The sequence below is a fragment of the Bacillus sp. B.PNR1 genome, assembly GCF_030386235.1.
Taxonomy (GTDB): domain Bacteria; phylum Bacillota; class Bacilli; order Bacillales; family Bacillaceae; genus Bacillus; species Bacillus stercoris.
This window is the reverse complement of record NZ_JANYMN010000003.1, coordinates 78861-94749: the sequence shown is the minus strand read 5'-3', so window position 1 is coordinate 94749 and position 15889 is coordinate 78861. Positions and strand designations below refer to the sequence as shown.

At 36.9% G+C, this 15889-nt stretch carries 12 protein-coding genes and 2 pseudogenes; all 14 read left to right on the top strand.

Going from position 1 to position 15889, the window contains the following annotated elements:
* Positions 1-625 precede the first annotated feature (625 nt).
* Positions 626-827: pseudogene (locus tag NZD81_RS17200) on the top strand (hypothetical protein); the annotation flags it as partial.
* A gap of 225 nt (positions 828-1052) precedes the next feature.
* Positions 1053-1577, top strand: a complete 525-nt coding sequence (locus NZD81_RS17195) for an NAD(P)H-dependent oxidoreductase (RefSeq protein WP_289861013.1) — start codon at positions 1053-1055, stop codon at positions 1575-1577.
* Positions 1578-2559: 982 nt separating this feature from the next.
* On the top strand, positions 2560-2736 hold the full coding sequence (locus NZD81_RS17190) for a hypothetical protein (protein WP_289861012.1): 177 nt from the start codon (positions 2560-2562) through the stop codon (positions 2734-2736).
* Positions 2737-2760: 24 nt separating this feature from the next.
* Positions 2761-3447 (top strand): hypothetical protein, encoded by a 687-nt coding sequence (locus NZD81_RS17185; protein ID WP_136654829.1) that lies wholly within the window; start codon positions 2761-2763, stop codon positions 3445-3447.
* A gap of 406 nt (positions 3448-3853) precedes the next feature.
* Positions 3854-4039, top strand: coding sequence for a hypothetical protein (locus NZD81_RS17180; RefSeq protein WP_282373993.1), 186 nt, complete (start codon positions 3854-3856; stop codon positions 4037-4039).
* Positions 4040-4137: 98 nt separating this feature from the next.
* A pseudogene (locus NZD81_RS17175) lies at positions 4138-4221 on the top strand (hypothetical protein); the annotation flags it as partial.
* A 153-nt stretch (positions 4222-4374) separates the two neighbouring features.
* A complete protein-coding gene (locus NZD81_RS17170) occupies positions 4375-4995 on the top strand; it encodes a type 1 glutamine amidotransferase family protein (RefSeq protein ID WP_282373994.1) in 621 nt (206 codons plus the stop codon).
* A gap of 461 nt (positions 4996-5456) precedes the next feature.
* Positions 5457-6254 (top strand): dihydrodipicolinate synthase family protein, encoded by a 798-nt coding sequence (locus tag NZD81_RS17165; protein WP_014662902.1) that lies wholly within the window; start codon positions 5457-5459, stop codon positions 6252-6254.
* A 125-nt stretch (positions 6255-6379) separates the two neighbouring features.
* Positions 6380-7630: a CynX/NimT family MFS transporter gene (locus NZD81_RS17160; protein ID WP_282373995.1), complete on the top strand. Its 1251-nt coding sequence runs from the start codon at positions 6380-6382 to the stop codon at positions 7628-7630.
* A gap of 44 nt (positions 7631-7674) precedes the next feature.
* Positions 7675-8571: a LysR family transcriptional regulator gene (locus NZD81_RS17155; protein WP_243572533.1), complete on the top strand. Its 897-nt coding sequence runs from the start codon at positions 7675-7677 to the stop codon at positions 8569-8571.
* A 51-nt stretch (positions 8572-8622) separates the two neighbouring features.
* Positions 8623-9255, top strand: a complete 633-nt coding sequence (locus NZD81_RS17150; protein ID WP_282373996.1) for an MOSC domain-containing protein — start codon at positions 8623-8625, stop codon at positions 9253-9255.
* 95 nt (positions 9256-9350) lie between these two features.
* A complete protein-coding gene (locus NZD81_RS17145; RefSeq protein WP_134976382.1) occupies positions 9351-9977 on the top strand; it encodes a LysE family translocator in 627 nt (208 codons plus the stop codon).
* A 524-nt stretch (positions 9978-10501) separates the two neighbouring features.
* A complete protein-coding gene (locus NZD81_RS17140; protein ID WP_289861011.1) occupies positions 10502-15160 on the top strand; it encodes an isopeptide-forming domain-containing fimbrial protein in 4659 nt (1552 codons plus the stop codon).
* Positions 15161-15169: 9 nt separating this feature from the next.
* Entirely contained in the window at positions 15170-15739 is a 570-nt protein-coding gene (locus tag NZD81_RS17135; protein ID WP_081483664.1) for a class D sortase, read from the top strand.
* Positions 15740-15889 lie beyond the last annotated feature (150 nt).

Sequence of the window (15889 nt, the reverse complement as noted above, 5' to 3'; positions counted from 1 at the left end):
CGGCCGCATCTCAATGATACCAAGGGTTTTGACGACCTTGGTATTTTTTTGTGTTTATTTTTAAATAATCTACTGCCCACAAACTGCCCACTTACCTAAAGTAAGCCATCTAAAAAAATGTTAGATGTGTTTATGGCTGATGTTGCTGACCTGATTGTACAAAAAAGCTAATTCATAATGAAGTGAATTAGCTTTTTTTCATACGGAGAATTCAAGAGTGTTTCTTAATAAAGTGCAGTAAAGTTTGTTTCTTCTTGAAAGAAAACATATAGCCTCAGGTTTAATTGCCTACTATCCAGTTTGTGTAGTTTTGATAACTGTAGGTGTCTATATCTTGATTCGTACCTTGCCAATCATAGAGGCATATCAAATAATGGTGAAAAACGAAGAGTATATAAATAGATTCGGCTTTAAGCTTAGTAAGAAAGTGAGAAAAAGAATGAATGATATCTAATAAAAGAGCCTAAAAAGGTTCTTTTTTTCATTATGAAAGAAAAAAGATAAAGTTCTCAGTTAATCTTAATTTGAAATAGGTTCATTATTTTTTTAAATAAATTCATGTACTAGGAGTGAAAATATGAAAACACATATTACATGGGCTTCAGCTTGTTTATTATTGATCTAGCTGACCGGATTTTCCAAGGATAAAAATTATATTTCTGACAGAAAAAATCAAAAAATTAAACCATATAGAATCAACAACAAGCGCTTCGGAAAATAAAGCATTTTTTAATTAATCTGACATAGATAAGCGATATGAAACAGTTAAGAAGCATACAATCGAAAAAGGGTTTGATTATGGATTCCCTTCTCGTTCAGATAAAAAGCCAAAAAGATGGGGAATATTACTGGGATTATTCAGAGGATTATTCTGTTATATCGGATTTCTACAAAACAATGTCTTAAGTCATCATTGATTTTGGTGACCAATTAGTTGCCCTGAATTCATAAAAAGGGATAAAATAGCTGTAAATAAAGTTGCTATTTTAAAATGTGAATCAATTCATTGCCGACAATAATAACTAATCGGCGAAGAAAGGATAATCAGTCAAATGAAAACATTAGTTATCGTTGTACACCCTAATTTGGAAACGTCTGTTGTCAACAAAACCTGGATGAATCGTTTAAAGCAAGAGAATGACATTACGGTTCATGACCTGTACGGTGAATACCCTAATTTTATCATTGATGTAGAAAAAGAGCAGCAACTCCTGGTAGATCATGAGCGTATCGTTTTCCAGTTCCCAATGTATTGGTACAGCAGTCCCGCGTTACTCAAACAATGGGAAGATGATGTGTTAACACATGGCTGGGCTTATGGAACTGGGGGAACTAAATTGCATGGAAAAGAACTACTCTTAGCTATCTCCTTAGGCGCACAGGAATCTGATTATCAAGCAGGCGGGGAATATAATATCACGATCAGCGAGCTTATCAGACCGTTTCAAGTCACTGCTAACTATATAGGAATGCGTTTTCTCCCTGCGTTTACACAATATGGGACACTTTACCTTTCGGAAGCAGATGTTAAGAACAGTGCGGAGAAATTGGTTGACTATCTTAAAGCTGAGCATTGATCCGGTATTCGCAAGGGAAGCTGAAACAAATGATGTGGTGTGAAAATAAGGGTTTGTGATAGATTTTAATAAGCTTAATTTCAAAGTTACATCGAATATTGATGCAGGGGAGCATAGAGCGAGGACTTAAAATTAATTAAAGCAGGGCAATCTACATATTTCTTGATGAAATGTAGAGCTCCTTGGTCTCTATGTGGCCAGAATTCATGAAAATGATGAAGATAAGTATAAATAAAATAAACAGATGCTTTGAATAAAAGCTTTTGCAACTTGATATATTTTTACTATGTTGAGGGCCCAGTGGGGTGAATAACCCCTAAAGGTTCAAGTTCTCTCGGCCGCACCCCTATAATACCAAGGGTTTAACCATCTTTGGTGTTATTTTTTTATGCAGAAAAACGACTATGGAAGATCGCATGCAAACCAATACTCACCAGTTATTTAAAACCACTTATTATATTTGATACTCCCCTGTATCCCCAAACCAAATAATTCAAAAAACAATATCCTACATAGAACAGGTTTAGAGAGCATGTAATTGAACGGAAGATATAAATTTATCACTTTTATTATTGAAAGGTGTTCCTTTGGCATTAAGTTCAGTTAATTTTGGTCTAACTGTTTTCTTTTTGAACATTTTCATTACCTCTTTATATTATTAATAAACTCGAAAAGGATTTTAATGGAAATTTAATAATTGGCGTATGTATCTCTAATTCTCAAAATGAATGAATAGTCCTTTTTAAGATTTACACACAGTCATTCTCCAAGGAAAAATGACTCAATTTTTCGATTTTTTATGTAAATCAAAAAAGAATCATGTTAGAGTAGGTGTGCTGAAAATAATTTAAAAAATTATTTTGCGATATGATTAAAGTAATATTGCCAGAGAGTTCGGATTGGACAAAATTGTAAGTATTTAATACACTGGGGCTGCAATCAAATATGCACCTGGAATCAATTGCTAAACGGGGGAGTTTAAATGAACAACAAGAAAAATATATTTGATATTGTAATGTATATTATTTTCGGTTTGTTAAGTCTTTTTCTAGTTGCAAAAACTGATTATGGCACTGGAGTTTTAGTGTTTGTTGCAATTTTATACCTCGCTGTAATTGCTTATAAAATTAAGCAAGTATTTAGTAATTCAGATTCTTAAGGTGTAACACAAGGAGGATTTTAATTGAGAAAGAAAAGAGTTATTACTTGTGTTATGGCTGCATCATTGACTTTAGGCTCACTTTTACCTGCAGGTTACGCTTCTGCTAAGGAGGACTCTAAGACAACCCCTTCTTACGAAGAACTAGCACAACATTACAAAATGAAAAGTGAAAAGATTTCATCGAAGGGGAAATTAGTTGAAATTGAGTATGTGAGTGGAAATGAATCTCACAAAGTTCAGATGAACGGAAATGATCACACTGTAAAAGTCGATGGCATAGAACAAAAAGGCTTAAACTTTGAGTATGATGAAAATGTTGCTAACAGAACAAATTATGAAAACAATAATTTCAAATCTAATGAATTCACAACACAGGCTGCAAAACCTAAAAAGGGATACCATTATGTGGGGACTTTATCTGGGCATACAAAAGCAGCTAAAAATGCGTTATCAGTTACAATGTCATTAGTCGGTATTGTCCCTGGCTTAGGGTGGGGAAGTAAGGCTGCCACAATTTTATTCTCTTATTGGGCTAAGGAACAAATCCCTGATGCGTATTATAAATATGATTTATATGAAAAAGGGGCAATGACTGATAGCTGGTATCAGTATGCTACAGTTCAATTTTTTGAAGATAAAGCTCATAAAAAGAAAATGGGCAAACCTTGGACTAGTACTCCTGCAAAAGTAGATTTACCTAATAGTTAATTTTAAAATCACTTTGTCTTTATAAAGGACAAAGTGATTTTTTATTATACAGAAGTAAAATCCCTGGTCTGAGGAATCTTGGATATAACATGTTTTTTCTTGCTAATATAGTTTTTCTATGTATCGCTGCACATTCTAAAAAACAAGATATTAGCCGGGCGGTTGAATGTCAAGCTCAAAAGTTTATATGGAAGTCAAAGCATAAAAAGGGTGTTACAACGTGTAGTCTTCTTTTTATTTTGCCAACGAAACAAGTGTGAAAGTAATGATTTGTAGAATGAGTTAAGAAATATTTAAGATTAGATATTGAAAAATTTTACATATTTTCAATAAAATACTGGTACTATTATAAATGTAGATAGATTGTATGGAGATGTAATTATTAAATTAAAAAGGAGTTTTTTAATTGCGTTGGAGTAAATGGTTCAATGTTTTTTGTATAGTAGCATTAGGATCAATATATGGTTATAAATTATTAACTAACCAAGAAGTCAGTACCACTCGTGTAATAATAGCTTCTGCAATTGTCTTGTGGAACATTGTTGGGCTTTTTAGCAAAGATCCAGTAAAACAAACACAGCAAGCAAATTAAAAGTCATAAAGTTGGGAAAGAAGGGTGTTACATTATGTAGTATCCTTCATTATTATTCCTTGAAAAACGAAACAAATTGGAGATTACAGATTATATAATCAATTGAAGCCGCTGATTATTTTCATGAACAAGGAGATTTAATGCTTTCTGATGAATATTATCGTATGAGTATTGAAGCAAGATGAAACGTTACGTAAAGATTAAAGGGATGTGATAAACATGATAAACACTCCTCTTTATAGCACTCACCCGCCTCAAATTGTGGGAGACTGGAAGATACGGAAATCGAAAAGATTGGATCATAAAAAACTTATAATCTAAGGCGGTACATAGTTATGAAAAAGGCGTTATTTCTTATATTAGACAAGTATGCAGATTGGGAAGTTGCTTACTTAGCATCAGCATTAAATCAAAGAGAAGATTGGTCGGTTCATACTGTTTCTTTAGACCCTATTGTCAGTTCTATAGGTGGTTTTAAAACATCTGTCGATTACATAATTGGGTTAGAACCTGCGAATTTTCATTTACTTGTTATGATTGGCGGAGATTCTTGGAGTAATGATAATAAAAAACTTTTACATTTCGTAAAAACTGCATTTCAAAAAGACATTCCAATAGCAGCGATATGCGGTGCAGTGGATTTTTTGGCGAAGAATGGTTTGCTGAATAATCATAGCCATACAGGTAATTTAGTTTACTTATGGAAGGATTATGAACAATATAAACCGATTAGCAGTTTTGTAGAGAAACAAGCAGTAAGAGATAAAAATTTGGTTACCGCAAATGGAACCGCCCCTATTGAATTTACTAGTTTGATTTTAGAGATGATTGATTTTGATACTCCTGAGAACATAGAGAAAATGATGTATATGAATCGTTATGGTTTTTATAATTTTTGTAATAAATATGGAAATCCATTTATTGATTCATCTGGGGGAAATGATTTTCCTGAATAGAGGCTTTAATATAATAAGGGAGCTCCTAGACAATAGGGGTTTCCATTTTATATTTATAAATGATTATTAAAAGGACGGCATGTGTTGTCGGAAATCATGTTAATTGGTCTTACACCGGTGTTTTTTGCAGTTTTTGAATGGGATCGTCTTAGCTTATGAAAGTTAACACCATAAGAAGAAGCCAAAGGTAATGAGAGGAGTAAACCATGTGTTTGCTCCTCTTTTTTTCTGTCTATAAAATATGTCCTGTGAATTCAATGCGGTTTTTAACAATTTAGTCGGTTTAACTTTATTTTTTTGATTATAAACGATAGGCCATACCTATCATTTCTATATAAATAATTGAATTGTATTATAAGTTAGGCTGACCTATACTTTTATTGAAAATTGACTTTGTGAGAAACCATCAAGGTATAAGACAATTGTTAAAGCTAATTCCGAAAAAACCACGGAGGTATTGTATGAAAAATTTTAATGTTGCAATTCCAACTCCATTTCATAACGACGAGAGTTTATTTGTAGAAGGTTTTAATGACATTCTGGACTATTTAAAAGAAAATGGGATTGATTCTGTTCTTGTATCTGCTACTACTGGTGAACAAAATTCAATGAGCATTGAAGAACGAATCCAGATTATTCATTATTTTAATCAAAAACAATTCAAAAATGTTGAGCTTATGTTTGGTGTATCAGCAACAAGGACCAAAGATGCCATAACACTCATTAAGGAGCTTGAGGACTCTGTCTTTGACGCCATTTTGATTCAGTTCCCACCTTATATTCAACCAACTCAAAAACAGGCTATTAGCTATATGAATGAGTTGCTGCAACACACAACTAAACATGTAGTGCTTTACAATAATCCTTTTAGAACAGGATTTGAGCTAAGTGCTGAATCATTTGAAACGCTTATCAATCAAAAACATTCAAATCTTGTAGGACTTAAAGAAGAGAGCGATGCCAAACGTCATTCAAGTACAAAACTACCGGATGACTTTGTGATGTTTGCTGGTGGTGATGTCAATCTTCCGGAAAAAATATTTAATGGCTGTAATGGGCTGTCCAGTATGGTTGGGAATGTATATCCAAAGGAGATTAAACAACTATTTCATCAATTAATGTTGAATCAACCAGTTGATCTTAGGAAATTAAACGATATCATTATTGAAGTTACAAGCGGTCAAGCAATAATGAATATAAAGAACCACTATAACTCGTTGGGAATAAAAGTAGGGCCATGTCGTTCTCCGATCAATTAATTGTAAGAATCAAACCAGTGACGATTTCACTGCCGTAATTACAGATAAACACAAATGCTGTTGAAACAGTAAACATTCTGAAACTTAATGGTGTCATTGCGTGATACGGAGGGGCAATATTGATCATGGGTAATTCACAATTAACAAATTACGGAGGACAATCGCAATTGGATTTAAAGCCTAGGATAGGATGGCTTATCATAGGTATCATCCTAATTGGCGCAAATCTCAGAGCCTCACTAACATCGGTTGGTCCGCTAATAGCTGCAATTCGTGATGACTTGGGGATTTCTAATGCACTGGCAGGAGTCATAACCACAATACCTTTACTTGCTTTTGCATTTTTATCCCCTTTTGCTTCTCATTTAGCTCGGCGTTTTGGTATGGAGTTAACCCTATTGATGTCTTTAGTGATATTAACAATTGGGATTGGAATACGTTCGTTTGTTGGAATAGAAACATTATTTATAGGAACGATTTTAATCGGATCATCAATTGCCATTGGCAATGTTTTATTACCCAGTCTTATCAAATATCACTTTATGAAACAAATAGGTATGATGACAGGACTTTATGCAGTATCTATGAATTTATTTGGAGCTGTTGGCTCTGGTATAAGTATTCCGATTTCGTCATCTTTAGGTTTGGGATGGTCAGGGGCTCTTGGATGTTGGGGGCTTTTATCTCTGCTCGCTATTTTTATTTGGCTGCCACAACTGCAATATCAACAAAAGTCTGTTCAGGTTGAAAAAACAGGAGAGGAAGTGAAATCCATCAGCTTATGGCGTTCTAGGCTAGCGTGGAATGTGACGTTATTTATGGGGTTTCAATCTTTCATTTTCTACACAGTGATTACATGGATACCTGAAATTCTTGAAGAAAAAGGGGTAAACACTCATGAAGCTGGCTGGACGTTGTCTTTAATGCAACTTGCTATGCTTCCTGTAACATTTCTCGTTTCTATTTTAGCTGGACGTTTAAAAAGCCAGCGGTTATTAGTAGCTGCAGCTGCTTCTCTGTTAATTTTTGGGTTTGTTGCTATCATGTATGGGGATACACTTCTTATGCCTTTATGGATGATCATAATTGGAATCGGAATTGGATGTGCATTTAGTTTAGCTATGATGTTCTTTAGCCTGCGTACTCAAAATGCGAACGAGGCAGCTGAACTTTCAGGTATGGCTCAATCTTTAGGTTATCTTCTGTCTGCTATAGGGCCTGTTTTATTTGGTTGGTTACATGACGTTACACATAGTTGGACGGCTCCTTTATATATGTTAGTTTTTACTTCAGTAATTGTTTTGATCTCGGGAATAAGGGCAGCGAAAAACGAATATGTGCCAATCAAGGGCTCGAGTTTAAAGTCAATCAAATAGAGACAGACTATAAAGTACTATTCATTTCCTAAAGGAGGCGCGAGATGGAATTAAAACAACTTGAATATTTCTATGCAGTATGCCAAGAACTTCATTTTACAAGAGCAGCTGAAAAAGTAGGAATTTCTCAGCCTTCTTTAAGTCAACAAATTAAGCTATTAGAACATGAAATTGGCACTCCTTTATTTGATCGTATTGGTAAAAAAACAGCACTTACTGAATCAGGAAAGCTTCTATTACAGTATACTCGCAAAATTTTTTATGAGGTAGAACAGGCTAAGACCTCAATAGATGAATTAAATGGACTTCAAAGAGGGACAATTTTGGTTGGCACTTTGCTGACAGTCGAGGATTACCTGATCACGCCTACTTTACTGAGTTTTCATCAAAAATACCCTGGTGTGAAGATATCCGTTTTTGGGCTGCGTACTGGGGACATTCACAAACAACTCATAGAAAATAAGTTGGATTTGGGAATTGTATTCTTGCCTATGAAAGGCGATGAATTAGAATCAATTTCTTTATCCACAGAAGAAATGGCTTTTGCAGTGCCTGAAGGTCACCCGTTAGAGAATCAGGATATGTTAGATGTAGAGGTGTTAAAGACAACACCCTCAATTTTACTCCCTCAACAGTATTTTATTAGGAATCTTATAGATGAAGCTTGTAAAGACTTAGGATTTCTTCCGAAGCCGATTTTTGAAATTACAACCATGCAGTCTTTAATCAATATGGTTTTGAAAGGGGTAGGAGTAACAATCCTTCCTAAACCTTATTTAGAGTACCTTAATCACCCTCATATAAGAATCATTCCAATTTTAAAACCTAATCTTTCTCGTGAAATTGGAGTTGTTTATAGAAAAGATAAATATTTGAGTGCTGCAACCCATGCTTTTATTAGTGCGCTTAAAGAAACTGTATGTAAGTCAAATAACGAGTGAGATCTTGATTGAATACTGGACAAACTAACTCATGTCGATTGAAGGGGTATCATGAATAGACAAATCATTCATTTAGCTGTTGGAAAACCTAAGGAATATGATTGGAATCATCGAAAAGAAATGTCCGCGATAGGCAAGTCGACTGTATCATCTATTGAGCTGAAAAAACCCGGCATTGTTGGTGATGATGTTGCAAACCACAAATTTCACGGCGGCGTTGATCGAGCAGTATGTTTATATCCATTTGAGCATTATGCGTACTGGGAACGAATGTTTAACAAAAAAATGACTCCGCCTATTTTTGGAGAAAACATTACTGCAATAGGCATGTTGGAAGAACAGGTTTGTATAGGTGATGTGTATAGAATAGGTGGTACCGTCATTCAAGTAACACAAGGAAGAGTGCCATGTGCAACTATATCGAAATACAATGAAGAGAGAGATTTTCTGAAGAAAGTGGTTGAAACATGTCTAACCGGTTATTTTTTTCGGGTGCTCCAAGAAGGGACGATTGAGTCTCATTCAGACATAGAGCTTGTTGAAAAGGACCCATGTGACATATCTGTACTTTCTGCCACGCAAGTTCTGTTTCATCAAAAAGAGGATAAAAAATCAGTTGAACAAATATTGAAAATCGATGCTCTCGCAGAGGATTGGCGGAAACGATTTTTAAAACTGTTGTGAGTTTTTAGCATGGAGTTGTGCAAAAAATTTGGTTCATTGACATTTAGTTATTGAAATTTGCTAGATAAAATGTGGAATTTTAGGAGTTGAAATTTATGTTTGGAATTCATGATCTTTTTTTGTTTGTATTGTCATCATTTGTTTTTATAGCTGCTCCTGGCATAGACGCTGTGTTTGTATTAAGCAGAAGCATCTCGAACGGCAGAGCTAGTGGTTTTGCTGCATCTGCTGGAATTGCTTCCGGCGCTTTTGTTCACACAATACTTGCTACTGTCGGATTATCCATTATCTTAGCGAAGTCGGTTGTTCTGTTTACTGCTATAAAAATAGTAGGTGGGCTATATTTGATCTACATTGGAATGAAAGCACTTCTTAAGAAAAGTGACGGAATAACTTTAAAGGATACAGCTAATGAGACGCTTAAAAAACATTATATCCAGGGGGTTATTACAAATATCGCTAACCCTAAAAACATTCTGTTCTATTTATCGTTTTTGCCTCAGTTTGCATCAACATCAGGGTCGACTGTGTCATTGTCATTTCTTATTTTAGGAAGCATCTTCGCCGTTATAGCCTTAGTGTGGTACATCTTAGTAACGTATTTTTCAACGATTGCTACAAAAACACTTAAAGACAACAAAAGATTCAATCATATTCTCAATAAAGTATCTGGAACAGTATTTATTGCTCTTGGCTGTAAGTTGATGGTTAGTCATAAATAATTTTTTGGAAAAGGTATGATTCTTTTACAATATTGAGGGACTTGAACTACTAAAAAAGATACCAAACTATATGGTATCTTTTTTTGGTTTTTGCATCAGAGTAATCAAATTTCTCTATATTGATGATGTTGAAGCAATGGCATGTTCTTCTTCTTACCCCTGCTTTTTAACAAGCACGATTTGGCACATATGAGAGTTATATGCACAAAACGCTTATAACTAGGAATTCAAGAAAATTAAAACAAAAAAGTACTAAATACCCTTTACAAATTACGACAAATACTTGATGTTTTTTGTAATGTAACCTTATTTTGTGTCAAATATATGAATATTTTGTCACCTTGTAAAAGGTGTATTTGTTATATATATTTAATTCGAGAGGAGGTCATATAAAGAACGAATATTCCGATTAATGCAAATTTATCGGGAGGTAGTTTCATAAAAAAATTAAATATTGGGAGTGAGAGTTTATGAGAAAGGGCTTTGTGCCTAAATCTTACATACTGAATCTTAGGAAAACCCTAATGATTTTTGCAATCTTGTTATTGGTTGCTGGCAATGTGTTGACTGTTTTGCCGAATCATATTCATGCTGAAGATAATACAGAGGTAACTCAAAGTGCAGATACTACTTGCCCAGCTCCTGTTGCGTTGATTAACGGAAGCTTTGAACAAGGTGCTGCAAGAGGATCTGCATATGATGGTTCGGGTCTTTATTACTATGAGTCTGAAGTTCCTAGTTGGAAAACTACTGATAAGGCAATTGAAATATGGAACTATGCACAGAATATTCCGGCTGTTGTGAAAAATTGGCCAGCACCTCCGGATGGCAATCGCTGGGCTGAATTAAACGCTTTTGAAAATGGCATGTTGTATCAAGACGTGAAAACAACGCCTGGACAAACGATTTATTGGCGTTTATCCCATATGGGACGACAAGGTGTTGACACCATGCAGGTTCGTATTGGGGCAGCTACTAGCAATCCATACAGTACGGTGGTTCAAAAACAATTTTCTGATGGAAGAACTGCATGGGGAACTCATACAGGTTCTTATACTGTCCCAGCAGGCCAAACGACAACACGATTCGGTTTTGAAGCTGTAAGTACAGCGTCTGGAAATATAGGAGCCGGCAACTTTTTGGATGATATTTTCCTTGGAACAGAACCATGTGTGACTGCAAATAAGACAGTTTCACCACAGGGAGAGGTACAACCCGGGGATGAGCTTACATACGCGGTTCAAATCAAAAACGAAGGCGGAGACGTTGCTGCTGATGCAAGCTTTTCCGATGCAATTCCAGAGGGAACTGAATATGTTCCTGGATCATTAAAATTAATTAACGGTTCGACAACAAAGAATTTAACTGATGCATCCGATGGTGATGGAGGCAATTTCGATGGCAATAAAGTAAATATTACATTAGGAGATTTACCTAACACGAACAACTTGCCTAATGGGATGACTGTACAGTTTAAAGTGAAAGCCAAGACAGGTTATGTCGGTAAGGAAATTTCTAACAAAGCGCAAATAAACTATGACAGTTTATTAACGAATACAAGCAAAAAAACCGAATCAAACGAAGTAACAACTCCGGTTGTTTTTAAAGATCCTGTACTTGAATCAAAGAAAACCTCTGCTATTAAGGCAAAAGCGGAAGGAAACCAAGATGCAGATCACCCAGAAGTGGGAGATACCCTTCTTTACACGATTCAAACCCGAAATACTGTTGAAGACAGTCAAGTGAAAAACCTTGCCATTTCGGATACGGTGCCGGAAGGCTTAGACTATGTTCCGGGCTCACTAAAAGTAGACGGTGCCTCTGTCAGTGATGATCAGGATAACGACAAAGGACAATATACTGATGGCAAAGTGTCAGGACAGATTGGTAATGTAACCGATACTGAGTGGCACAATGTGACCTTTGAAGTGAAAGTGAAGCCTGGTCAGGCAGGAAAGGATATTATCAATACGGCAAGCATTTCAGGAGATAATATCCAAACACCGGATAAGCCAAATAATGAAGTTAAAGTTTATCCTAGGAACCCTGCTTTAGAATCAAAGAAAACAGCAGCAATTAAGGAAAAAGTGGAAGGAAACAAATATCCTGATCACCCAGAAGTAGGAGACACGCTTCTTTACACAATACAAACACGAAATACAGAAGAAGACAGTGAGGTAAAAGCTCTTACAATCTCAGATGCGATACCAGATGGATTGGAATATGTTCCAGGCACTCTGAAAGTAGACGGTACAGCAGTCAGCGATGACCAAGACGATGACAAAGGTGACGTAACAGATGGCAAAGTGTCAGGCCAAATTGGCGATGTGACTGATACAGAATGGCATAACGTTACCTTTGAGGTGAAAGTAAAAGCTGGTCAAGCTGGTGAAACGATTAAGAACACGGCTACCGTTTCTGGCAGTAACATCGAGACACCAGATAAGCCAAGCAATGATACTGAGATTTATCCAAGAAAGCCGGATGTAGAATCGAAGAAAACCGCAAGTCTTCAGGAAAAAGCAGAGGGCAATAAAGATGAGAAACATCCAGAAGTAGGAGATACCCTTCTTTATACAATCGAAACGAGAAACACAATCGAGGACAGTCTGCTGAAAGATCTCGTCATTTCAGATAAACTTCCGGATGGATTAGAATACGTTTCGGGTTCTTTAAAAGTAGACGGCACAGCAGTCAGCGACGCCCAAGATGATGATAAAGGCGATATGACAGACGGCAAAGTGTCAGGTCAAATTGGTGATGTGACTGATACAGAATGGCATACAGTTACATTTGAAGCGAAAGTGAAAGCTGGCCAAGCTGGCGAAACAATTCAAAATACGGCTAGTGTTACCGGCAGTAATCTCGAGACTCCGGATAAGCCGAATCATGAAGTCGCAATTTACCCTAGGAACCCTGACTTAGAGTCAAAGAAAACATCGAGTATTCAAGCAAAAGCAGAGGGCAATAAAGAAGAGAATCAGATACAAGTGGGAGATACCCTTCTTTATACAATCCAGACAAGAAACATAGTTGAGGATAGTCTGGTGAAAAACCTTGTCATCTCAGATGAACTTCCAGAGGGACTAGAATATGTTTCTGGAACTCTAAAAGTAGACAATAAAGCCGTCAGCGACGCCCAAGATGATGATAAAGGTAATATGACAGACGGCAAAGTGTCGGGTCAAATTGGTGATGTGACTGATACAGAATGGCATACTGTTACCTTTGAAGTGAAAGTGAAAGCTGGGCAAACTGATCAGAAAATTGTGAATACTGCCAGCGTCACAGGTGACAATGTTGATAAACCAGACAAACCAAGCCATGAAGTTAAAGTTTCTCCAAGAAATCCAGTGTTAGAGTCAGAAAAGACAGCAAAGAATCTGGATTCCGATAAAGAGAAGTATGAAGTAGGAGATACGGTTGTTTACACGATCAAAACAAGAAATACAGTTAAGGACAGTAAAGTAACTGATCTTGTCATCACAGATAAACTGCCGGCAGGCTTAGAATATGTTCCTGGCACACTAAAAGTAGATAATAAAGAAGTCAGTGATGCCCGTGATGATGATAAAGGTGACGTGACAGACGGCAAAGTATCAGGCCAGTTTGGCGATGTGACTGATACGGAATGGCATACTGTTACCTTTGAAGCGAAAGTAAAATCAGGTCAAGCAGACAAAAATATTGTCAATACGGCTAGCATTAGCGGTGACAATACTGATAAACCGGATACACCAAGCCAAGAGGTCAAGGTTTCTCCGAAAGATCCAGTTTTGAAATCAGAAAAGTCAGTAAAAAATCTCGATTCAGATAAAGGTAAATATGAAGCGGGAGATACGGTTGTTTACACGATCAAAACAAGAAATACAGTAGCAGACAGTAAAGTAACTGATCTTGTTATCTCAGATAAACTTCCAGCCGGATTGAAGTATGTCGAAGGCAGCTTCAAAGCGAGTAACGGTGGAGAAGCAACCATTAAGGACGGCAAAATCACAGCTAACTTTGGTGACGTGACTGATACTGAGTGGCGTACTGTGACATTCCAAGCGAAAATTGAGTCCGGATATGCGGAAAAAACGATTAAAAACGTGGCAACCGTTGACGGCGGCAACATCGACACACCAGATAAACCAGGAACAGACATCAAAGTTGACCCGAAAGATCCTAAGCTGGAATCAAAGAAAACAGCCTCCATTAAGGAAAAAGCTGATGGAAATAAAGATGAGGACCATCCGGAATCTGGCGACACGCTTCTTTACACAATTCAAACCCGGAACACGGTTGATGACAGCCTTGTTAAAAATCTTGTCATCTCGGATTCTCTTCCGGAAGGATTAGAATATGTTGCAGGGACATTGAAAGTGGATGGTACAGCAGTAAGTGATGATCAAGACGATGATCATGGATATTATGCCGACGGTAAGACGTCAGGAGAGTTTGGCAATGTGACCGATACGAAATGGCACTCTGTAACATTTGAAGCAAAAGTGAAGTCTGGTCAAGCAGGTAAAGATATCGTTAACACTGCAAACATCAGCAGTGACAATATCAAGACCCCTGACAAACCGAGCCATGAAGTGAAGGTATATCCGCGAAATCCTGTTTTAGAATCTGAAAAAACAGTGAAGAACTTGGATGCAGATAAGGAAAAGTATGAAGCAGGGGATACGGTAGTCTACACCATTAAAACCCGAAATACAGTATCCGACGGTAAAGTAGAAAATCTGGTGATTTCAGATGATCTTCCAGCCGGATTGAAGTATGTCGAGGGCAGCTTGAAAGCGAGCAACGGCGGAGAAGCAACGTTCAAGGATGGCAAGGTTACTGCTAACTTTGGCGATGTCACTGACACTGAGTGGCGGGCTGTAACATTCCAAGCAAAAATCGAGTCGGGATTTGCAGGCAAAACGATTACAAACGTGGCAACTGTAAATGGCAGCGGTATTGATAATCCTGATAAGCCAAAAGCAGAAATGAATGTTGTATCGAAAGGCTCTGAGAAACCAAATGAACCTGCTAAGCCAAGCAAACCAACGCCAGAAAAAACAGGTGAAAAGACCAATGCCGGAAAAGAGCTTCCAGATACGGCGACAAATCATTATAATATTCTTCTTTTTGGTTTTGGATTATTGTTAATTGGATCTGCCCTCTGGTATTTTAGAAGGAAAAGAAATGCCTAAATGCAAATCATAAAAAAAGCGTTTCCTTTGTTCATCATAGCTGCCGGACTCATTTTCATAGGGTATGGGGGCTGGAAAGTGGTGGATACCAATCAAAAGACAGCTGAAGCTTTAGAAGAAGCCAAGCTGGAAGCAGGGCATCCTGAAACCAAAAAAAGCAAGGAGAAGGACACTTTTAAACCCAAGGTCGGGGAAGCTGTCGGTGTTCTTGAGATTCCTAAAATAAACGCAGAACTTCCGATTGTAGAGGGTACAGACGCAGATGATTTGGAAAAGGGCGTCGGGCACTACAAGGAAAGTTATTATCCAAATGAAAACGGACAAATTGTGTTATCGGGACATCGGGATACCGTCTTTCGCCGGACAGGGGAACTAAAAAAAGGTGATCAATTAAAGATTCTGCTGCCATATGGAAGTTTTCAGTATAAGATTGAGAACATGAAAATTGTCGATAAAAATGATACTTCCATTATTACGCTGCAGCATAACAAAGAGGAGCTCATTCTAACTACGTGTTATCCATTTTCGTATATCGGCAATGCACCGAAACGATATATTATTTATGGAAAACGGATTTGAGAAAATCTGGAATATCAAAGATTAGGCTGACGAAAATTGTTCGTCAGCCTTTTTATCATTAGGCAGTGTATAGCAAAAGTCTCTCCGATAAATGAAGACAAAAGCCTGTCGCAACGAGCTAATGTAACATATGGAATGATTTTTGAGTGT